Annotated in this window: 16 protein-coding genes; 8 read left to right on the forward strand and 8 right to left on the reverse strand. The window is 41.9% G+C overall.

The genetic code is table 11. The annotated features are described in order from the left end of the window. Positions 1-10: 10 nt before the first annotated feature. Positions 11-721 (reverse strand): M48 family metallopeptidase, encoded by a 711-nt coding sequence (locus tag AQPE_RS13830; RefSeq protein WP_318347090.1) that lies wholly within the window; start codon positions 719-721, stop codon positions 11-13. A 52-nt stretch (positions 722-773) separates the two neighbouring features. On the opposite strand from AQPE_RS13830, the gene AQPE_RS13835 reads away from it, so the two are divergent. The 4 genes from AQPE_RS13835 to AQPE_RS13850 all read left to right on the forward strand — a co-directional run bounded on the left by AQPE_RS13835 (position 774) and on the right by AQPE_RS13850 (position 8,550). Beyond that, positions 774-1,481: a hypothetical protein gene (locus AQPE_RS13835; RefSeq protein ID WP_318347091.1), complete on the forward strand. Its 708-nt coding sequence runs from the start codon at positions 774-776 to the stop codon at positions 1,479-1,481. Positions 1,482-1,657: 176 nt separating this feature from the next. After that, positions 1,658-3,025 carry an alpha-L-fucosidase gene (locus AQPE_RS13840; RefSeq protein ID WP_318347092.1) on the forward strand — a complete coding sequence of 456 codons (1,368 nt, stop codon included), beginning with the start codon at positions 1,658-1,660 and terminating at the stop codon, positions 3,023-3,025. 186 nt (positions 3,026-3,211) lie between these two features. Continuing rightward, the gene (locus AQPE_RS13845; protein ID WP_318347093.1) at positions 3,212-5,860 is read left to right on the forward strand and encodes a DUF5916 domain-containing protein; all 2,649 of its coding nucleotides are present in this window, start codon (positions 3,212-3,214) and stop codon (positions 5,858-5,860) included. Between the two features lie 203 nt (positions 5,861-6,063). Beyond that, positions 6,064-8,550 (forward strand): glycoside hydrolase family 9 protein, encoded by a 2,487-nt coding sequence (locus tag AQPE_RS13850; protein ID WP_318347094.1) that lies wholly within the window; start codon positions 6,064-6,066, stop codon positions 8,548-8,550. 81 nt (positions 8,551-8,631) lie between these two features. On the opposite strand, the gene AQPE_RS13855 is transcribed toward AQPE_RS13850, so the two are convergent. From AQPE_RS13855 to AQPE_RS13865, 3 genes are read right to left on the reverse strand one after another with little or no spacing between them, the layout of a single operon-like run. Then, complete coding sequence (locus AQPE_RS13855) at positions 8,632-9,963, reverse strand: DEAD/DEAH box helicase (RefSeq protein WP_318347095.1); 1,332 nt, start codon at positions 9,961-9,963, stop codon at positions 8,632-8,634. A 28-nt stretch (positions 9,964-9,991) separates the two neighbouring features. Next, complete coding sequence (gene dprA, locus AQPE_RS13860; protein ID WP_318347096.1) at positions 9,992-11,101, reverse strand: DNA-processing protein DprA; 1,110 nt, start codon at positions 11,099-11,101, stop codon at positions 9,992-9,994. A gap of 53 nt (positions 11,102-11,154) precedes the next feature. After that, positions 11,155-11,604, reverse strand: a complete 450-nt coding sequence (locus tag AQPE_RS13865) for a hypothetical protein (RefSeq protein ID WP_318347097.1) — start codon at positions 11,602-11,604, stop codon at positions 11,155-11,157. A 99-nt stretch (positions 11,605-11,703) separates the two neighbouring features. Here AQPE_RS13865 and aroB point away from each other — a divergent pair, with 99 nt between their 5' ends. Together aroB and AQPE_RS13875 are read left to right on the forward strand one after the other, a co-directional pair. After that, entirely contained in the window at positions 11,704-12,795 is a 1,092-nt protein-coding gene (gene aroB / locus AQPE_RS13870) for a 3-dehydroquinate synthase (RefSeq protein WP_318347098.1), read from the forward strand. A gap of 42 nt (positions 12,796-12,837) precedes the next feature. After that, positions 12,838-14,073, forward strand: a complete 1,236-nt coding sequence (locus tag AQPE_RS13875) for a 3-phosphoshikimate 1-carboxyvinyltransferase (RefSeq protein ID WP_318347099.1) — start codon at positions 12,838-12,840, stop codon at positions 14,071-14,073. A gap of 120 nt (positions 14,074-14,193) precedes the next feature. Here the strand turns inward: AQPE_RS13875 and tnpA are convergent, their stop codons facing one another. From tnpA to AQPE_RS13890, 3 genes are all read right to left on the reverse strand, one after another. Beyond that, positions 14,194-14,619 (reverse strand): IS200/IS605 family transposase, encoded by a 426-nt coding sequence (tnpA, locus tag AQPE_RS13880; protein WP_318347100.1) that lies wholly within the window; start codon positions 14,617-14,619, stop codon positions 14,194-14,196. Between the two features lie 234 nt (positions 14,620-14,853). Further along, entirely contained in the window at positions 14,854-15,294 is a 441-nt protein-coding gene (locus tag AQPE_RS13885; protein WP_318347101.1) for a nucleoside deaminase, read from the reverse strand. A 126-nt stretch (positions 15,295-15,420) separates the two neighbouring features. Beyond that, complete coding sequence (locus AQPE_RS13890) at positions 15,421-16,980, reverse strand: DUF362 domain-containing protein (RefSeq protein ID WP_318347102.1); 1,560 nt, start codon at positions 16,978-16,980, stop codon at positions 15,421-15,423. A 335-nt stretch (positions 16,981-17,315) separates the two neighbouring features. On the opposite strand from AQPE_RS13890, the gene aspS reads away from it, so the two are divergent. Together aspS and AQPE_RS13900 are read left to right on the forward strand one after the other, a co-directional pair. Continuing rightward, positions 17,316-19,073 carry an aspartate--tRNA ligase gene (aspS, locus tag AQPE_RS13895; protein WP_318347103.1) on the forward strand — a complete coding sequence of 586 codons (1,758 nt, stop codon included), beginning with the start codon at positions 17,316-17,318 and terminating at the stop codon, positions 19,071-19,073. 168 nt (positions 19,074-19,241) lie between these two features. Next, positions 19,242-21,188, forward strand: coding sequence for a sensor histidine kinase (locus AQPE_RS13900; protein WP_318347104.1), 1,947 nt, complete (start codon positions 19,242-19,244; stop codon positions 21,186-21,188). 34 nt (positions 21,189-21,222) lie between these two features. On the opposite strand, the gene AQPE_RS13905 is transcribed toward AQPE_RS13900, so the two are convergent. Next, positions 21,223-21,528, reverse strand: a complete 306-nt coding sequence (locus AQPE_RS13905) for an iron-sulfur cluster assembly protein (protein WP_318347105.1) — start codon at positions 21,526-21,528, stop codon at positions 21,223-21,225. Position 21,529: the final 1 nt, after the last annotated feature.

Here is a 21,529-nt window from a genome sequence, read left to right on the forward strand (position 1 = left end):
TGGAATATACCTAAAAAGTTTGTGTTCGGTAGTTGTTCATTTCCTTGTCGGCTTTTCGGGCGTTCGGGTAGCAATGTTCGAGCAAAAGCCAAAATTTCTCGCCATGATTTTTTACGACAGTATGAGCCAGTTCATGTAAAAGTACATAGTCAATCAGATGTTCAGGTACCCTCATCAGGTGCAGGTTTAGGTTGATGTTATTGACAGATGAGCAGCTTCCCCAACGGGTTGATGCATTTTTAATGCTTACATTTTCGTACTTGAATCCATGCTTGTCGGCCAGTTCCTTCAGTCTTTTGGGTAAGTAAACTTTGGCTTCCCAGCGCATGACGTCAATCAGGGTGTTTTTTATGAATTCCTGTACTTTGGGTTGCTCGTGATTCACGCGGTCAGGAATAAATATCTGGATTACGCCATTTCCAACCCGGTTATAAACTTTGTCGGTATTCCCTTTTGTAATGGCAAGTTTATGGAATCGGGTTCTGAAACAGCTTTCAGGAGCAAAAAGAGTTGACTGCGCCTGTATTTTTGTTTTCTGCTTAAGTATCCAATCGACCTTTGATTCGACGAAACGTATAGCGTCGCGCATAGGAACAGAGGAGGGAATGGACACAACGATTTCGCCATCAGACTTGATGCTTAGACGAATTCTTTTTGACCGCTCATTTATTGTGAATGAAACTGATCCAACTTGTTCAATATTTATGTATTTTGTAGTCATTCAATCCAATTGAATATTTTGCTAAAGTAATCAAACCAGAAAAACTAAACTCATGGAACAGAACAAACGATTTGAAGTTTTTGGAACTTTAACGAAAACCGAGACAATTTTCACGATTGATCAAAAGATTTTACAGGGAACCTTGGTTTTTGAAGCGCTCAAACCTTTTCCTGATTACTTCAATGACGCAGCAATGACTGCAAAACCAATGTATTTGTATCTGGCACTTGAAGATCAATATCCGTTGGAAGATATTATTCGTGCATCACAAAAGATTCAGCTCGATTTTAATGTTTCGTTTGATGCCGGGAAAGGATTCTTGCGTATTTACGATGAGAAATACAATGTATTGCGCATCAGACATCTGGAGGATTATAATTTACTTGAGAAATTGCAACGATCGTTCTCTGGAAATGGAATTAAATTTTTGATCAGATCGAAAAAATATAAGGATGAACTGGTGAAAATCAGGATTATAAAATTTTATGATCTTGAGGAAATTGCTGAAAAAATTTACCTGGATAAGCGTGAAAAAAATCATGCCTATTTTGAAATCCCAAGTCATTTGAGTTGGGAAGAATTTGAGGTACTTACAGGCAAAGTGAAAAACAATTGGTTGGAAAGCAAATTCGATGCTGCTATGGGCGCTTTTTATTATGATGGCAGATTACATGAAATTATTCGAATTTATTCCGATCAGATTGGGTCGGAATACCTCCAGGATCTGAGAAAACTCTACCTCAGTAAGATAAATTCTTAATTTAGTCTGCCAGATGGCAGTTCCTTTTCAAAAAGGTATTGTGTTGTAATTTGATGTTCCGAAACATTATATTACAGCACAGTACAGGATTGTAAATCCGGTTGGATATTCTAATTTTATTCTTCAGTAATTTACCTCTTGAATTTTTATAGTTAAAAAACCTAAACCACATCACAATGAAGAAATTAATTTCATTATTTCTTTTAACAGCCTTGTTTATTCAAGGCTCGAATGCCCAGCAAAAACTTTTCAAGGAAACCGAAGAACAGAAAAAAGAACGCATGGCCTGGTGGACAAACGACCGCTTTGGTATGTTCATTCATTGGGGATTGTACGCACTTCCGGCGCGCCACGAATGGGTGAAAAATCAGGAACGGATTACCAACGAAGACTACCAGAAATACTTCGATAATTTCAATCCCGACTTGTATAACCCACGCGAATGGGCAAAAATGGCCAAAGCAGCTGGAATGAAATATGCCGTGATTACCACCAAGCATCATGAAGGATTCTGCTTGTTCGATTCAAAATTTACCGATTACAAGGCGCCTAATACGGCTATTGGAAAAGACTTGCTTAAAGAATGGGTGGAAGCTTTTCGTGCTGAAGGTTTGAAAATCGGATTCTATTACAGCCTGATTGATTGGCATCACCCAGATTTTACGATCGACCGCGTTCATCCGCAACGTACCGATGACAAAGCAAAACTGGCAGAACTCAATAAAAATCGCGACATGAATAAATACCGCGAATACCTGCACAATCAGGTTCGCGAGCTGCTCACCAATTATGGGAAAGTGGATATGCTTTGGCTCGATTTTTCGTATCCGGGCGAAAATGGCAAAGGCCACAAAGATTGGGATTCTGAAAAGCTAATCAAAATGGTTCGTCAGTTACAACCCGGGATTCTGGTGAACGACCGCCTCGACCTGAAAGAATACGAAGATGGTTGGGATTTCACCACTCCGGAACAGTACAAAGTGTCAAAATGGCCTGAAGTGAATGGCAAAAAAGTGCCCTGGGAAACCTGCCAGACTTTTAGCGGATCGTGGGGTTATTATCGCGATGAAAATACCTGGAAAGACACCAAGCAATTACTTGTATTATTGATCGAATCGGTGAGTAAAGGTGGAAACTTGTTGTTGAATGTTGGACCGACCGCCCGCGGAATGTTTGACGAGCGTGCCCAATCACGTTTGAAATCGATGGGCGAGTGGATGAGCCTGAACAACCGCTCAATTTATGGTTGTACTCAGGCGCCCGAAGAGTTTAAAGCTCCTGACAACAGTTTAATGACTTATAACCCAAAAACCAATCGACTGTACATTCATTTGTTGGATTACCCGCTACAGAACCTCACTTTGCCTGGTTATGCCGGAAAAGTAAAATATGCACAGTTTCTGCACGATGCATCTGAAATTAAAATTACTGCAAGAACCGAACATGGGGCAAAGGAAGGTTCAACTTCAACGGATCTGAATTTAAGCTTGCCGGTTATCAAACCAAATGTTGAAATTCCGGTAATAGAGCTGATTTTAAAATAAATAGATCGTATTTGATCGACAGAAGGGCGATTCCGACAAGTTCGGGATCGTCTTTTTTGTTGTGAATGGGTTAGGGTGATTGTTGATGGATATTTGCATAAAAGAAATTGAGTGCTGTAACGTTTCTTAAAAAACGAAGTCTTTGTTTTATGAATGTCCATAGAAAACAACCTTAAATAATGTTTAATGAAACGTATCTTTCTAGCTCAAACAGTCCTAGCGCTGTTAATGATTATCTTTTTCTTTGATAGTTATTCGCAAACTATCGAAAAGAAAACCTATCAGACTTTTTTTACAAAATCGGCTCCTGAAATTGATGGAATGGAGAATGATTCCTGTTGGAATGAAGTGGAATGGAGTGGCGATTTTATTCAAACTCAACCAGCTGAGAACAAACCGCCATCTCAGCAAACTAAATTTAAGATTCTGTACGACGATAATAACCTGTATGTATTTATCCGGGCTTTAGACACCGAACCGAAAAAGATAAGTCGTTTGATTTCGCGCCGTGATAATTTCGATGGTGACATGGTGTCGTTCATGGTTGATAGTTACTACGACCAGCAAACGGCATTCTCTTTTACGGCTACGGCTGCCGGAGCAAAAGGCGATGAGGCTGTTACAGAAGATGGAAATAATTGGGATGAGAGTTGGAACCCTGTGTGGTACCTGAAAACCGCTATCGATGACAAAGGCTGGAGTGCTGAAATGAAAATTCCACTAAGCCAGCTCAGGTTTGGGAAAAAGGAAGAGCATGTGTGGGGGATTCAGGTTATGCGCCACATTTTTCGTTTGGAGGAGCGCTCAACCTGGCAGTACATTCCCAAAGGTTCTCCGGGGCAGATTCATTTGTATGGCGAATTACATGGCATAAATAGTATCAAACCGAAAAGGAAGATCGAATTACTCCCTTATACTGTTGCCAGAATGGAGCGTTTCAAAAAAGAAGAAGGTAATCCATTTCTCGACGGGAAGAAGAGTGCTATGTCATATGGTCTCGATGGAAAAGCTGCGATTACCAACGACCTCACACTCGATTTTTCAATCAATCCTGACTTCGGACAGGTTGAAGCCGATCCTTCGGAAGTTAACCTTAGTGCCTTCGAATCCTATTTTTCGGAACGCCGGCCGTTCTTCGTTGAAGGAAAGAATATATACCAGTTTCAGCCTTCTAATTCAATTGTGATTCACAACATGGGCGCCGACAATCTCTTCTATTCCCGCCGGATAGGACGATCTCCACATAATTCCCCGGATCTCGCCGACAACGAATATGCTGATGTTCCGGAGTCGTCAACAATACTTGGTGCGATGAAACTTTCAGGCAAAACAAAAAAGGGTTTGTCGATTGGCGTTCTGGAAAGTGTAACCGCCAACGAAAATGCGCTTATTGATAACGCCGGAGTTCGCCGGAAAGAATCGGTTGAGCCATTAACCAATTATTTTGTTGGACGTTTGCAAAAGGATTTCGATAAGGGTGAAACTGTTCTTGGCGGAATTATTACGGCTGTGAACAGGGATATTACGAACCCGGCGCTCAACTATTTGCCAACTGCGGCCTACACCGGAGGAATCGATTTCAGTCATAAATGGAAAGAACGAACCTGGTATGTGACTGGAAATGCTGAGTTCAGTTATTTGAAAGGAAAGGAAGAAGCTATTCTGAATGCCCAGCAATCGTCTGCCAGATATTTTCAGCGACCCGATGCCAGTTACGTTTCGGTTGATTCTTCCAGAACATCGTTGGCCGGTTATGGTGGAACTTTTAAGCTGGGGAGATCGAGTAAAAAGAGGTTGCAATTTGAAACTAGTTTAACCGTTCGTTCGCCCGGATTGGAATTCAACGATATTGGTTATATGCGTTATTCCGACGTTATTCACCACGGCTCCTGGGCTGCTTATTACATTCGCAATCCTTTTTCGATTTTCAATAATTTCTATCTGAATACCAATTACTGGATGTACTGGAATTTTTCAGGAAAGCTTTTATCAACCTTTGTGAACACCAATTTTTATTCTCAGTTTAAGAATCGATGGCAAATCAATGGCAACTTTACCCGGATTGGCGAAAATACTTCGACGAACCTGTTGCGCGGTGGCCCATCGTTCATTCAGCCAGGTGGTGAAGAAATGAATTTAAATATCTCGACTGACCAATCCAAGAAATTTTCATTCAATATTGGAAGCTATCAGGGATTTGGCGATGTGAATAGTTACCGGAATCAGGAATACTGGATGGGTTTTAATGCCAAACCAACGAATGCACTATCTATATCTATTTCGCCGAGCTATGGTATTACGAACAGCGAATTACAATATGTTTCGACCACGAAAATGGGCAACGACCCCCGGTATATATTTGCCCGGTTAGATCAGAAAACAGCAAGCTTTACCTTCCGTTTGAATTATACTTTTACTCCTGAACTCTCCCTTGAATATTATGGCCAACCGTTTATTTCGGCAGGTAAATATTCCGACTTTAAGCGAACCACCAATACAAAAGCCAATCGATTCAAGGATAGGTATCGCATCTTTTCAGGGAACGAAATAGGCTTTCGCTCAGTTAATAACGACTATGCAATTGATGAGGATCATGACGGTAGCACAGATTATTCATTCGATAACCCCGATTTTAATTTCCGGCAATTTCGGTCGAATTTGGTTGTTCGGTGGGAATATTTGCCTGGATCGACATTGTTCCTGGTTTGGTCGCAAGGCCGGACAAGCTCAGCCGAAGACGGATCGTTTGCCTATGGGAAGGATATGAAGGATCTGTTTGGAATCCAGCCTCATAATGTCTTTCTGATCAAATTTTCATACTGGTTCTCGTTGTAAAAGTATTTCACAGGTGACATTTCTGTCACCTGTGAAATACTTTTTTAGGAGGTTAGTTATTTAGTTTTCTGATAGAGGTGAAAATTTTCTTTCTCAAAGAAGATATTTTCTATCTTTAAACTTAATTCATTGTAATTATTACAATAAGAGTTAAGGGTAGAATCTTTCTCGGTTGTTATAGATCTGAAACTTAAACCTAACCAATGATGAAGAACAAAATTTCTTGGTGCTTTGCACTTTTATTATTTCTACTTACCGGTTCAAGACTGAATGCTCAGTCGTTGAAAATCAATGAAAACGAGTATTTCGAAAAGCCAGGGTTGAATGTCATGGTCTTTTTCGATATTTACCCTGAAGGCCATCAGGGAGCCGTCGGTATCATTCAGAACGGAACCCGGGTGGCTACAAACGGCGATTTGCGTCTGGAGCCAACTCCCGGTCAATGGCAGCCTATTCCCAAAGTGGGCAAACGCTCCGTTGACCGAAGTAAAAACGAAATCAGTGTAAAATGCACTTTCCCCGATTCAAGCATCAACCGCAAAGGTTTTAATCCGGTTGAATATCCTGATTTGTACTTTAATTACCACGTTCGTGTCGTTGGCGAAGGAAACAAATTCCGAATCCTTGTCGATTTAGATAAACCGCTTCCTGCCGGATGGGAAAAGAAAGTTGGCTTCAACTTCGAATTGTTTCCGGCCATTTTATTTGGTAAAAGCTGGTATCTCGATGAGCAATCCGGAATCTTTCCAACTCAGGCCAACGGACCAATGGAAAAGGACAGTGATGGCAACTGGCAGGCTTTTCCAATGGCTTCAGGCCAAAAACTAACCATTGCTCCGGAAACGGCTGCTCAAACCATGGTGATCGAAAGTAAAGGTCAGCCATTGCAATTGCTCGATGGCCGTTTCTACCACAACAATGGATGGTTTGTAGTTCGTTCGCTGGTCACTCCGGGGAAAACTGTTGGAGCTATCGAGTGGGTGGTCGATTGCAATGTGTTACCCAATTTTCAGTCGAAACCGGTGGTTCATATCAGTCAAATTGGCTACGAGCCCAATCAGGAAAAAATAGCAGTAATCGAAGTCGATAAAAACACCCCGACAGCTGAGAAAGCAAGTTTGTACCGAATTTCAGAAGATGGCGGTTTGAAAGAAATCCGAACCATTGAACCGAAGAAGTGGGGCAAATTTCTTCGTTTTAATTATTATCAGTTCGATTTTTCGGATGTGACAACTCCCGGAATTTATCAGGTTAAATATGGCGAAAACACTTCAGAACCTTTCCGGATAAGCTCAACCATTTACGATCGAAATGTGTGGCAGCCGGTTGTTGAATATTTCCTGCCGGTACAGATGTGCCACATGCGTGTGAACGAAGGTTACCGCGTATGGCATGGCCTGTGTCACATGGACGATGCGCTGATGGCTCCGGTTGATACCAACCATTTTGACGGTTATTTACAGGGACATTCAACACTCACCAAATTCAAACCTCTGGAACAGGTGCCAGGACTGAACCGTGGTGGATGGCACGATGCCGGCGATTACGATTTGCGCGTAGAGTCGCAGGCAGGCGAAGTCTGGATATTGTCTCAAGCTTACGAATTGTTTCATCCCGAGTGGGATCAAACTACGGTTGACCAGCAAAATCATCTGGTTGAAATACACCGGCCTGACGGAAAAAACGATTTGCTTCAGCAAATAGAACACGGAACAATTACCATTTTAGCCGGATATCAAAGTCTCGGTCGATTGTATCGCGGAATCATTGAAAATAGTTTGCGCCAGTATGTTCATTTGGGCGATGCGTCTACAATTACCGACGGACGCAAATACAATCCAGGTTTGAAAAAAGAGGAGGTTACTGCGCATGAATCAGGTGTTTTGGACGATCGTTTGGTTTTTACCGAAGAAAATCCGTGGCGAGAACTGGACGTAGCCAAAGATCTGGCAACGGGAGCTCGTGTTTTGAAAGGTTTTAATGATACATTGTCCGCACAATCGGTTATTGCTGCTGAGGCACTTTATGCCTCAGTGGATGCCGCTAAAAATCAGCGGATGGCTGGTGCAAAAGTAAAAGCAGCCGTTGAGTTGCTGATCACTACTGGAAATAAGAAGTATAAGGAAGATATTCTGAAATTCACCAATCCTGAAGTGCTGAAATGGAACGAAATAATTGGATATGTGGGTCGTGTTTTGAAACAGATCGGCGACGCGAATCTTTCCTCGATGGTTTTAACAGCCGCCAAAAATTACAAGGTTGAGGTTGATAATCTGCAAAAGGAAAATCCGTTTGGAGTACCTTATCGTCCACACATTTGGGGTGATGGCTGGAACATTCAGAGTTTCGGGGTAAACCAGTATTTTCTTCAGAAAGGCTTTCCCGAAATATACGATTCGAAATACATGCTGAATGCCTTGAATTTTGTTTTGGGAAATCATCCGGGCGAAAACACTTCATCGTTTGTTTCCGGTGTGGGTTCTCGATCAGTAACTCAGGCCTATGGCGTAAACCGAGCTGACCGATCCTTTATTCCCGGAGGTTCAGTTTCAGGAACCGGAATTATTCGTCCCGATTTTCCAGAGTTAAAAGAATGGCCCTATTTCTGGCAACAAACCGAATACGTTTTGGGCGGAGGTTCTTCCAATTTTATGTTTTTGGTACTTGCTGCGAAAGATGTACTGAAATAATAATGGATTCAAAAAGAAAAAGGGAAAGAGTGAAATCGGTTAGATTTCACTCTTTCCCTTTTCGAAATTACATCTGATTTTTCAGGAAGGTTTTCTTCTTCCTCTAAACCTTTTTTCCTTGGCTTTATCCTTGGGTAAGTTTCTTTTTTCTTTTTTAGCATCCCTACCATAAATAAACTTTTTCTCGTGGAAAGCTCCTTTAAAAGTGGGATCGGCGATTCTCTTCTGACGGTCGATCTCACGCAACTGAATTTGACTTTCTTCACTTTTTGTAGCTACCAAATCCAGATCTACCGGAAGTTCAAGTCTTGGAATTTCCATCCGGATCAGTTCTTCTATTTTCCGGAGGTTGAGCTCTTCTGCCGGATTGACCAGCGAAATGGCTGTTCCTGTATTGTTGGCGCGGGCCGTGCGACCAATGCGGTGAACGTAATCTTCGTGGTTCGATGGCAGATCAAAATTAATGACATGGCTGATCAGTTCTACATCAATTCCGCGCGACGAAATATCGGTAGTAATCAGGATGCGAACGACACCGCTTTTAAAAGCATTGATAGCGTTTAAGCGTGTGCTTTGTCCTTTGTTTGAGTGCAGAATTCGTTTTTCGCCTTCCGATCTGCGTTTGATGATTTTGAAAACCTGTTCGGCATTTTCTTTGGTCCCGACGAAAATAATCACCCTGGAGAATGTTTCCTCGTCGCGAAGCAAATAATTGATCAGGTTTAATTTGGTCTGAAAATTAGGTACTTGATAATAAACCTGATTAATCAGTTCGGCTGGCGTTGCCGATGGTGCAACCTCAACGCGCTCCGGAAAATCCAGGAATTCGTGACTCATCTCTTCAACTTTTTCGTTGAAGGTAGCCGAGAAAAGCAGGTTTTGCCTTTTCAGCGGAAGGATTTCCAGGAAATTGCGGATTTGCGGCATGAAACCCATATCCAGCATCCGGTCGGCTTCGTCAATAACTAATGTCTTTACTTTTTTGAACGAAACAGCTTCTGCTCTATACAGATCCCACAAACGGCCTGGAGTTGCAACCAGGATATCCACTCCGGGTTTAATCAGCTCGGCATGCTTGGTCCAGCCAACGCCACCATAAACAGTTGCCCGTCGCAAATTAGTGAATTTGGTCAGGTCTTCCAGATCTTCACCCACCTGAATAGCCAATTCGCGTGTAGGAACCAACACGATGGCACGGGGATCGTTTCCCTCGGCTTTAACCAGTTTCATAATTAAAGGAATGAAATAGGCTGCCGTTTTGCCTGTTCCTGTTTGTGCAATTCCCAAAACGTCCACTCCCGAGCGAATCATCGGGATCGCCTTCTCCTGAATGGGCGTTGGTTCGGTAAAGCCCAGTTCTTCAATCGCTTTTAAAACCGATTTACTTATTTTTAAATCTTCGAATGTTGCCATGCTGCAAAGATAGTGGCTTATTTTGATTTTACTTCAACCGGTACATCTTCCCAGGAAGGCTGACAATTATTCCTTTAAATTCAAGACCAAGCAGCAAGGCTGAAACTTTACTCACCGACATTTGGGCTTCGGTGGTTATCTCGTCAACAAAACGATCACCTGCTTTTAAGAGATCAACCAGCTTCTGTTCTGCCGGAGTTAATTCTACAAAAAGTGAGGTTTGGTAAGCCCGGCTGGTTGAAACTTTGACGTCCCAATTCATGGCTTTTTCAATGTCAGCCTGACCTTCAACCAAAACAGCTTCGTTCAGTTTAATGATTTTATTGCAGCCCCTGGAATAAAGATCAGTGCTGCGACCCGGAAAGGCAAAAACATCGCGGTTGTACGAATTGGCAATGTCGGCAGTCACCAGTGCCCCGCCTTTTTCAGCACTTTCTACAATAATGGTGGCATCTGCCAAGCCTGCAATGATCCGGTTACGGCGAAGGAAATTTTGCCGGTCGATTTTGGTTTCGCTGATAAAATCGGAAATCAGACCTCCTTTTTCGAGCATTTTGCTGGCAATTGGGGCATGGAGCGATGGGTAAATTGTATCCAATCCATGGGCAAAAACGCCGACAGTTGGAATGTTGTATTTCAGGCAGGCTTTGTGCGCATGAACATCAATTCCGTAGGCCAGTCCTGAAACAACGAGAATTGGATAGCTTTTTTCAGAAAAACTTCGGATCAATTCTTCACAAATTTCTTTTCCATAGTTTGTCGCACTTCGGGTTCCTACTACCGAAATAATCCGTTGCTCGTTGAGGTTGGCATTTCCTTTAAAATACAAAATAATTGGAGAATCGCTGCATCCTTTCAATCGGGTTGGGTAGTTGTCGTCGAGGTAAAAGAAGGTTTGTATTTTGTTTTTCAGGATAAAATCCACTTCGCGTTTGGCTCGATCCAACACATTTTGCCGTACAACCCGTTTGGCATTCACCTCGCCAATGCCCGGTATTTTCATCAGGTTTTTCTCTTTTTCCTGAAAAACACCTTCAACACTACCGACGTAAGCAATCAGGTTGCGGGCGGTTACCGAACCAATCCCGGGAATTAGTGAAATGGCTATTTTGTATGCAAGATTATCTGGATTTTCCATTCAACCGGTTTTCTATAAAATTAAGAAATCCGGCACTCAAAGTAAATACCTGATTAGCGATTTTTCATAATTTCAGACAATTCTAAACTTATTTGATCGATTTCGGCTTTACTCATGGCGGCCAAACTGATGGTCGGATACTCGGCAATTCCGCGTTTGGTTTTAATGGCGATGGTAAGGTCGGTAAATCCCATCGCTTTTTCAATGTTAAAATTTACAAGTGCCGAGTGAGCGAATTCAATGGCTTCATATTCCTTTTTCAGGATTGAAATAACCGGGTAGTATCGGAATAGAACCTTCCCGTTTCCGGAATTGAAATACACATAACATAGATTGGCAAATTGAGCAATACCAACATAAACAGCAAACACCCCAGCTGTAATTAAAACAGCAGTATCCTGTTTTAATCCGAGAAAAGCCAGGCCAATCACAACAATTACGATACCCGTGAGGTTAAAGGTTCTTTTAATTTGCTTACTTCTCTTTTGATTCGAAATTTCCATGGTTCCTGATAAAATTGTAAATAGTTCGGGCTTTTTGCTGACAAATTCCAAGCTTTGGCAAAATAGCTTAACTTTGCCGGAGCATAATTTAGAACGTGTATGACTGATTCAAAAGTACATTCAAATATCATCTTTTCACAGCAGATTGATGTGGAACTTCGGAAAATAGTTCAAAAGTATCCCGCCGGAAAAGTGTTTCTGTTGACTGATCAAACGGCTGCGGGATTTTGTCTTCCGCTAATTCAATCGGTTATCGATGAATTTTCAATCCGGATGGTAGCAATTCCTTCGGGGGAAGAGAACAAAAATATCCAATCAGTAGGTCTAGTTTGGGATTTTCTGAGCAATTACGGAGCCGATCGCAAATCGCTGTTGATCAACATTGGAGGCGGAATGCTTACCGATTTGGGCGGTTTCGCTGCTTCAACCTTCAAGCGCGGATTGGATTTTGTGAATATCCCGACTACACTTTTGGCTCAGGTTGATGCTTCGCTTGGCGGAAAAACCGGCTTCAATTTTAACGGCTTGAAGAATGAAATTGGTGTATTTATGGAGCCGAATTCGGTGATCATCAATGTTAATTTCCTGAAAACTATTGATCAGGCTAATTTTCTTTCGGGTTATGCCGAAATGCTGAAACATGGCTTAATCAAAAGCCGTGAGCATTGGGACGAATTGCTGACTTTTGATATGGAAAGCATCGATTACGATGCCCTTCAGGAAATAATTGCACATTCGGTGGCTGTGAAAGAATGGCACGTGCTGAATGATCTGACCGAACAAAACATACGAAAAGCCTTGAATTTTGGACACACGGTTGGTCATGCGTTCGAAAGTTATGCCATGAAAACCGGTCGCCCGATTTTGCATGGTCATGCAGTAGTTTACGGAATGATTGCCGAACTTTATTTGTCGGCGAAACAATGCGGATTGGGAATCGACGAACTGAACTCCATTTCTTCGTGGATGATTGCCAGATATGGCAAATTCGAAATTCAGGAAAGTGATTTTGAAGCCCTGTATCAACTGATGACACACGATAAAAAGAACGAAGGCAAACGCATCAATTTCACGCTTATTCCTGAAATCGGGAAGGTTGAAATCAATGTCGATTGCTCGAAAGAGCTGATCATTGAAGCGCTCAATTATTATAAAAGTTGCGGGTTACGGGATTCGAGTTCCGAGTTGTAAATTACCCGTAACATGAAACTCGCAACCCGAAACAATTAAAAAATGAAATACCTCGTTTCCAAATCCGATAAAACCCTGAAAGGAAGTATCGTTCTTCCCGGTTCGAAAAGTATTGCCAACCGCGCGCTGATTATTCATGCGCTGAGTTATAGCCCGTATTCGATTGAAAATCTATCGGATAGTGACGATGTTCGGGTGATGAGTCAGGTTTTTAATTCGAATACGAATCATTTCGATATTGGTCATGCCGGAACTGCCATGCGGTTTCTGACGGCTTTCCTTTCACAAATTGTGGGTGAGTGGACAATTACCGGATCGGATCGGATGAAGCAGCGACCTATCGGAATTTTGGTTGATGCCCTGAATAAACTTGGGGCGCGGATTGAATATCTCGAAAATGATGGTTTCCCTCCGCTGAAAATTTACGGTTCGCACTTAAAAGGTTGTGTGCTCGAATTGGATGGGAGCGTAAGCAGTCAGTATATTTCGGCGCTTTTGATGATTGCTCCAACCATTGAAGATGGCCTGACTTTGCGCCTGAAAAATAAAATCACGTCGCGTTCGTACATCGAAATGACGTTGAAACTAATGGAGCAATTTGGAGTTCAGCACGTTTGGAAAGGCAACGAAATACGCATTTCAGAACAAAAATACAAAGCTCTTCCGTTCTCGGTTGAGGCCGATTGGTCGGGAGCATCGTATTGGTATCAGATGGCTGTTTTGGCTGAAAATGTGGATGTAGAGCTTATTGGTTTGACTACCGAAAGTCTTCAGGGAGACGCCATGATTGCTCAATGGTTCGAACAATTGGGTATCCAGACCACAGCAACCGAAAAAGGGTCGCGTTTGACTAAGAATGGGCAATCACTTCCAAAATATTTGCAACTCAATTTCATTGAAAATCCTGATGTGGCACAGACTTTCGCTGTTTTGTGCGTGATGAAACAGATACCATTTCATTTTACCGGACTGGAAACATTGAAAATAAAAGAAACCAACCGGATTGCCGCACTTCAGGATGAGCTGGCCAAATTTGGTGTCCAAATCACCGAAACCGCTCACGGAGAACTGAAATGGGATGGCACTTTTCCGCTCGAAAAGCAAGCTGTTCCTGAAATTGAAACCTACCACGATCACCGCATGGCGATGGCTTTTGCTCCGGCTTGCCAATCGTACGGGCCGGTTGCTATTCTCGATCCGATGGTCGTCACTAAATCGTATCCGGCCTTCTGGGAAGATTTGAAAAAGGTGGGCTTTGTGGTGGAAAAAGTAATGTGATCGATGTCCTTCAGCTAAAGCAGACGGCAAAATATATCATTGTTTCATATCAGGAGTAACGTTATTCAAAGCTAAGCCTATGCTTTGCCGTTGGCTTCAGCCAACGGACATCGAATCAGATCAGTCCTTCAATTTTTCGAACCCATATTTTTCTTCGAGTAGTTTTATTTCATCATCTAGTGTAATTCGCTGATGATGTGTGTCTTGATTTTGAATGTATTTGCGGATTCGTTCTACTTGAGATTGCCCTATGGAGACTGCATAATAGTCGTCCTGCCATGCAAAATGATAGGGAAATATTTTGAGGCTGTTTATCCAAAATGAACTTTCGCCTTTCATGTATTGCATAATGGTGGAGATATTCTGCTGCTTGCCCATGTTTATCAGGGCATGCACATGATTTTCATGTACATTGATGAAATCGAGGTTGATGTTTTTATCTTCAGTATTTGCCCTGAAATGTTTCAGAAGTTCTGGATGAAAGGAATGCGGGATGTAATAGGCTCTGTCTTTGACACACCATACGCAATGTATCCAGATTTTCACATACGACATAATTTTGATCTTTGGAGTTGAGCTAATTTAATGAATTTTAGTTGGATATTCTGTTCTTTGGTAAAAGCCAGCAGAAATCAATTCAATTCTTCTTAGTTGAACTACATGCTTGTCAGCTAAAGCAGACGGCAAAGTATATCAGTTTTCAACTCAGCTTTACTGTTATTCAAAATTAAGCTTATCCTTTGCCGTTTCGCTTTAGCGAACGGATTGGAGTAACAATTTTTACCTTTTCTGCTGAAAAAAATCTTTCATTAATTGTGCACATTCATTTTCAAGTACTCCAAAAACAACTTCAGTTTTGGGATGTAAAGCTGCTGGTGCAAACTTGTTGAATCCCCTTTTTTCGTCGGATGCGCCATACACTACTTTGCCAATTTGCGACCAGCCCAAAGCGCCAGCGCACATTACGCATGGTTCCAGAGTAATATACAACGTGCATTCGTTGAGGTATTTTCCGCCCAAAAGATTGGCGGCGGCGGTAATGGCCTGCATTTCGGCGTGGGCGGTTACGTCGGTGAGTGTTTCAGTCAGGTTGTGAGTACGGGCAATGATGCGGTTTTGCGAAACCACCACCGCACCAACCGGAATTTCGCCTTCAGCAAAAGCAAGTTCTGCCTCTTGAAGTGCGCGGCGCATAAAATATTCGTCGTTAAAAAGCTCCATCTGTTCAAGGCAAAAGTTTCAAGGCAAAAGTAAAAGAAAATGTTGGTAAGCTTTCAAAATAAAAAAGACACTCCGAAAGTTATCCTTTGATGAGTGTCTTTTTCTGAAATAATTCAAAAGTAAAATCTATTGGATAGTGGCCTGAATCAATTCAATGCCATCTTTCTTGCCCAGATTTTTACTGTACTTTTTGTCTTTCGCGTTGTTCCAGTGTTCCATCACGCCTAAACTCGATAATTTGCTGCCATCTCTTTCCGGATCGTAAACCGCTTTCGATGGCGGGTTGTTGGCCTGGGCAGCTTCAATGAGGTACTGGTCGCTAAACTTAATGTCAAGAGCATCGGGCCATTCAGAACGAATAAAATCGAGGCCAACAGCATCAATGGCAACACCATCCTGCGAGGCAAATAAACTAGAAGGCCAGTTGTTGTTGAAAGGCGCCATCTGCCATTTTGGTGCTGGAATACCGTTCACGAGTTTCGCTCCGTACAATCCGTCGATCAGGAAAAGCATTGTTTTTCCACCCAAATCCTTGTGCCCCAGAAAATCGACAAAAGTCATGTACTTGGGCTTTCCTTCCCTGTTCTGATCAAAATTATCGTGTGCATTTTTTCGCCAGTCGCTGTTGATGCTGGTCACTCCGTAGTAATTCTTTCCGCAAAGGGTAACTCCCTGCCCAACGTGGCCTTTCAGTAATGCAACATTGATGAGGTAATCAGCTTCCACGGCGCAAGTTGCCAATCCCTGATCAAGTTTTCCGTTGTCAACCGAATACGGAATCGCTCTCTCTACATAAGTTGATTTTACGCGGCCATTCCCGCCAACATTATCCACAAAAATAACCTCCGGAAATTCAGCATGGCATTTGTCGTAGATGTTGTCGGTAATAAAGCGGCTGGCATCAAAAACGCTAATGTTTTTCTGCGGAATGCCGGCGTCGTGAATCATTGTCCGCAGCAAAGCCAGAGTCATTTGGGGCGAAGCGTTTATTTCGTTCGAGTTGGTTTGTGCGCTGTTGTTGTTGGCATTTATTTTTACGGCAATCTTCTGGTTCGGCTGATAACCTTCAGCATTCCCTTTCTTGGTCTGATTGAAAGATACGAAAAGCGCTTTCCATGCTTTAGCCAGACTCTTTTCTCCGGTCAACGATAAAAGCGTTCGGTTCATCATTTTGTCCGTTTCAGGCTGCGAGTTGTATTTATCGTCCCACCAGAAACCAGTAGAGCCATTCCAATTGGCTGCCTTGGGGTTATGAACCCAAACCACACGTCCCGGATTTATACCGTGCGAAGTACCAACTGGTGCATTGGGTGTAATGATCCACTCCGGAGTAGAATTGGCAAACACATTTTCAGGATTTTGAACAAAGAATGCAATGGAACCACCAAAGGCAACGACCAGAAAAGCGATGAAATAAAAATATCTGGCTTTTTTAAAATTAAGCTGAGCCAAACGGAATGCCTTGAAAGTCCCGGTAAGGGTGAGAAGATAAATTACAAAGCCCGACATAACCGGAGCACTGGCTTGCATGCATGGGTAGGCTGCGCGTTGAGGCTTCGGAATGACCCGAATCAGGAACCATACGGTTGTTGCTATTCCCAGCGAAAGGAAAATAAGCTTGCCAAAAATAGGGTTTGAAACAGAACTCTCCCGGTATTTTTTCAGGAATTGGATGAGTGATTTCATTTTGTAGTTGATTTAGGATTTAGGTTAACTTGCTGTTCGAACTACAATATTGCTAAAAATTTAACGGTCGGCAAAATATTTCAGTTTTGAAATGTAACCTGAGCAGATGTAAGTTGCTGTTCTACTTTGTGTCAAAGTTGACTTGTTTAAATAGATGGCGGTCTATAACCATTTTGGGATTTGAGAATTAAAATTGGTTGATGAATTCAACAAGTATATTCGAATATCACATATTGTATTCTGGCATTAATTTCAAATATCTCCCGAATCTGATTTTTTCCAACCAATTATTCCAAAAACTGCTTATTTTTGCAGCAAATAAAAATGAAACAACTATGTACAGAACACATACATGCGGCGAAATACGCATCAATCATCAGGGTTCGGAAGTGACCCTTGCAGGCTGGGTTCAGCGCGTTCGTAACCTGGGCGGAATGACTTTTATCGATCTTCGCGACCGTTACGGCATTACACAGCTGGTTTTCGACGAAAAAACAGAGCAGTCTGTTGCTGAATTGGGCAATCAACTGGGTCGCGAGTATGTGGTTCAGGCAACCGGAACGGTTCGCGAACGCAGCAGCAAAAACAAAAATATCCCAACCGGCGAGGTCGAACTGGCCGTAACTGCTTTAAATATCCTGAATAGCTCGGATACCCCGCCGTTTACCATCGAAGACGAAAGCGATGGCGGTGACGAAATCCGTATGAAATACCGTTACCTCGATTTGCGTCGTGCACCGGTTCGCGATACATTGATTCTGCGTTCGAAAATGGCATTTGCCACCCGCTCATACCTTGATAGCCAGAATTTCATCGAAACCGAAACGCCGGTTCTAATCAAATCGACTCCGGAAGGGGCGCGCGATTTTGTGGTACCTTCGCGTATGAATCCAGGCGAATTTTACGCCTTGCCTCAGTCGCCACAGCAGCTGAAACAATTGTTGATGGTGGCCGGTTTCGACCGCTATTACCAGATCGTGAAATGTTTCCGCGACGAAGATTTGCGTGCCGACCGTCAGCCTGAATTTACACAGATCGACTGCGAAATGTCGTTCGTTGAACAGGAAGATATTTTGAACATGTTTGAAGGCCTGACCAAATACCTCTTCAAACAAATTAAAGGAATTGACATTACTGAATTTCCACGAATGCCTTATTCTGAAGCTATGGGAAGCTATGGCTCGGATAAACCAGACATTCGTTTCGGAATGAAAATCAAAGATATTACGGCATTAGCAAAAGGACACGGGTTTTCGGTTTTCGACGATGCCGAATTTATTGGAGGAATTTGTGCCGAAGGTTGTTCCGAATATACACGCAAACAAACCGATGCGCTGACCGAATGGGTGAAACGCCCGCAGATTGGCGCCAAAGGGTTGGTTTATGTGAAAGTGAATACCGATGGAACGATCAAGTCGTCAGTCGATAAATTCTATAGTGCCGAAGACCTTCAGAAATGGGTTGAGCTATTTGGAGCAAAACCAGGCGATTTGCTTTTAATCCTTTCCGGAGTGAAAGAAAAAATGCTGAAAGCCATTGGCGACATGCGTTTGGAAATGGCCAATCAATTGGGATTGCGCGACAAAAATGTGTTTCAGCCATTGTGGGTAGTCGATTTCCCATTGTTGGAATGGGACGAAGATACGGCACGTTTCTACGCGATGCACCATCCATTTACTGCGCCAAAACCTGAAGATATTCCGCTTTTGGAAACCAATCCGGGTGCGGTTCGTGCCAATGCCTACGATTTGGTAATCAATGGCGTTGAAATTGGTGGTGGTTCGGTTCGTATTTTCGATAAAGCACTTCAGGCCAGAATGTTTGGTTTACTTGGATTTACTCCTGAACAGGCCGAATACCAGTTTGGCTTCCTGATGAACGCCTTCAAATTTGGCGCTCCGCCACATGCCGGTATTGCCTTTGGATTTGACCGTTTGACGTCAATGTTCGCCGGGTTGGACAGCATTCGGGATACCATTGCATTCCCTAAAAACAATTCGGGCCGCGATGTGATGATGGATAGCCCTTCAATGATTTCGTTGGAGCAATTGGATGAGTTAAATTTAGTTGTGAATTTGAAAGAAAAGAAATAAGTAATTATTCATTTTGTAGTTAAAGGCGAATATTCATTCTTTGGATATTCGCCTTTTCTCTTTATAAAAGTAGCGTAAATTCATTTATTCCAAAATTTTACCTATTTTTCTAAAATCATAACTAACTTAAACGAATACCGCTTGCGCAGATCTATTCAAATATTGTTTTTGGTCTTATTATTAGCAAGTTCGGTTGCTGGTATTTCTGCATTTCCTGCAAGGAATGGGATTAAAAACGTATTGTTGATAAACTCTTATCATCAAGGCCTTGCCTGGACGGATAGTTTGACTATCGGGATAGTTAAAACATTTAAAACCCATCCGGATTATAATCTTTTCATTGAATATTTGAACTCCAAACAATTTGGCAAATCAACCTTTGAAATTGAAAAAGAATATTTTCAGAAGAAATATTCAGGGATTCAATTGGATGGATTATTAGTAACTGATAATGATGCGCTCGATTTTGTGATCCAATATGAAAAGGCGTTTTTCCCAGATGTTCCTGTGGTTTTTGCCGGAATTTCTAATCCGGAAGATTATTCGTTAGACGGATCGAGGTATTATGGATTAAAGGAGAGTGGAAGCAATGAGAATGTTGTGGGGCTTATTCGGAATTTATTACCAAATTCTACACGATTACTCGTTATTACTGATTTAACAACTACCGGATTAATTTACAGGAAAGAGTTTCTCAGACAGGCTCAAGTATTTAAGGATTTTACAATTTTGTTTCCTGAGGTGATTGATTTGGACACCATTTATCGAATGGTAAGTTCGGGAAAAGATTATGACGCTATTTATTACATCGGAATTAGTCAGGACAAGAATGGCAGGTTGGTGGATCCAATGCCACTTGTAAAACAAATTTGTCTTAGGGCGAAAGTACCGGTATTTACAAACGATCCGATTTATAACGGAGTTGGCATTGTTGGTGGCCTTTTCCAAAGTGGTAAAAGGCATGGAGCTAAATCGGTTGATTTGCTTATTAACCTGATGAATAAGACGTCAGTAGATTCAGTCCAACACGTTTATATAGAAGGACAGAGTAGTTTTTTCGATCATAAAATGCTTGATAAGTACAATATCTCAGCAAAAAAACTTCCATTATATGCTGAAATTATCAATCAGAAAACTCTTTTTGACAAAGAAAAACTTGGCGTGTTATTTATCGTTTTGGTATTATTGAGTTTTGTTGTTGTCGTTCTTTCTGTTGTAAACCGAAGGCGCAAAAACAAACAAAAGAGAACCAATAGTCAACTTCGGGAAATAGAATCGCAGAAATTGGAATTAGAAGAAGCGCATGAACAACTTCGCAGGGTAATTTTAGAGTTAGAAAATGCTAACGATCGTCTGCTAGATACAAATGTCAGGTTAATGGAAGCTAAAAAGAAAGCCGAAGAATCGGATAATTTGAAATCAGCTTTCCTAGCCAATGTTTCGCACGAGATACGGACGCCACTGAATTCGATTGTTGGTTTTTCATCGTTGTTAAGTGAACCGGATTTAAGCGACGAGACAAAAAAAACATATATTGATCTGGTCGAATCAAATACCGAATCCCTGTTGGTTTTGATTGATGAAATTATCGACCTGTCAAAAATTGAGGCACAGCAGCTTACAATTAAGAAACTGAATTTCAGCATCGATTCGCTGATGTCTGAATTATTTCAGATCTTCAGTCAAACTCAAAATAACCCAAACGTTGAGCTGAGGATGAAGAAGCTTTCGGACGATAAAGAACTGATTGTTAATTCTGATCGGATTCGGATTAGACAGATATTCATTAATTTACTTTCGAATGCAGCGAAATTTACCAATAATGGCTTTATTGAGTTTGGATACAGGGAAGATGATATTTATGGAATTGTATTGTACGTAAAAGATACAGGAATCGGGATCAGTAAAGAATATCACAAAGCTGTTTTCCATCGTTTCAGGAAACTTAACGAGAACTCGGGAAAAGTATTCAGAGGGACTGGCTTAGGTTTGGCAATTACTCAAAAGTTGGTTGAGTTACTTGGAGGGAAAATCTGGATAGAGTCGAAATTGGGAGAAGGGACCTGTTTTATGTTTACAATCGAGAATTTTGTACTTCAGGATATTGGCCAATAAAAAACCAGCCGGAGCTGGTTGAAATTTATAAAGATTAAAAAAATCCAAGTTCCAGACGAGCTTCTTCGCTCATCATCGATTTATCCCAGGGCGGATCAAATGTTAGTTCCACATCGGCTTCACTAATGCCATCAACAGCAAGAGCGGCCTGCCGCACATCTTCGACCAATATATCGGCAACGGGGCATCCCGGAGCAGTTAAAGTCATGATTATATTTGCCTTATTGGTCTCGTCAATGTCAACATTATAAATCAATCCCAAATCGTAAATGTTCACAGGTATTTCCGGATCATATACGTCTTTTAGTCTTTCAATTATTAAATCAATTCTTGCATCCATC

The organism is Aquipluma nitroreducens, assembly GCF_009689585.1.
In the GTDB taxonomy this organism is placed as follows: Bacteria; Bacteroidota; Bacteroidia; order Bacteroidales; family Prolixibacteraceae; genus Aquipluma; species Aquipluma nitroreducens.

Excerpts from the sequence above, each read along its gene's own strand:
- AQPE_RS13830 (WP_318347090.1), bottom strand. The coding sequence starts at position 721 with ATGACTACAAAATACATAAATATTGAACAAGTTGGATCAGTTTCATTC.
- AQPE_RS13835 (WP_318347091.1), top strand. The coding sequence starts at position 774 with ATGGAACAGAACAAACGATTTGAAGTTTTTGGAACTTTAACGAAAACC.
- AQPE_RS13840 (WP_318347092.1), top strand. The coding sequence starts at position 1,658 with ATGAAGAAATTAATTTCATTATTTCTTTTAACAGCCTTGTTTATTCAA.
- AQPE_RS13845 (WP_318347093.1), top strand. The coding sequence starts at position 3,212 with ATGAAACGTATCTTTCTAGCTCAAACAGTCCTAGCGCTGTTAATGATT.
- AQPE_RS13850 (WP_318347094.1), top strand. The coding sequence starts at position 6,064 with ATGATGAAGAACAAAATTTCTTGGTGCTTTGCACTTTTATTATTTCTA.
- AQPE_RS13855 (WP_318347095.1), bottom strand. The coding sequence starts at position 9,963 with ATGGCAACATTCGAAGATTTAAAAATAAGTAAATCGGTTTTAAAAGCG.
- dprA (WP_318347096.1), bottom strand. The coding sequence starts at position 11,101 with ATGGAAAATCCAGATAATCTTGCATACAAAATAGCCATTTCACTAATT.
- AQPE_RS13865 (WP_318347097.1), bottom strand. The coding sequence starts at position 11,604 with ATGGAAATTTCGAATCAAAAGAGAAGTAAGCAAATTAAAAGAACCTTT.
- aroB (WP_318347098.1), top strand. The coding sequence starts at position 11,704 with ATGACTGATTCAAAAGTACATTCAAATATCATCTTTTCACAGCAGATT.
- AQPE_RS13875 (WP_318347099.1), top strand. The coding sequence starts at position 12,838 with ATGAAATACCTCGTTTCCAAATCCGATAAAACCCTGAAAGGAAGTATC.
- AQPE_RS13885 (WP_318347101.1), bottom strand. The coding sequence starts at position 15,294 with ATGGAGCTTTTTAACGACGAATATTTTATGCGCCGCGCACTTCAAGAG.
- AQPE_RS13890 (WP_318347102.1), bottom strand. The coding sequence starts at position 16,980 with ATGAAATCACTCATCCAATTCCTGAAAAAATACCGGGAGAGTTCTGTT.
- aspS (WP_318347103.1), top strand. The coding sequence starts at position 17,316 with ATGTACAGAACACATACATGCGGCGAAATACGCATCAATCATCAGGGT.
- AQPE_RS13905 (WP_318347105.1), bottom strand. The coding sequence starts at position 21,528 with ATGGATGCAAGAATTGATTTAATAATTGAAAGACTAAAAGACGTATAT.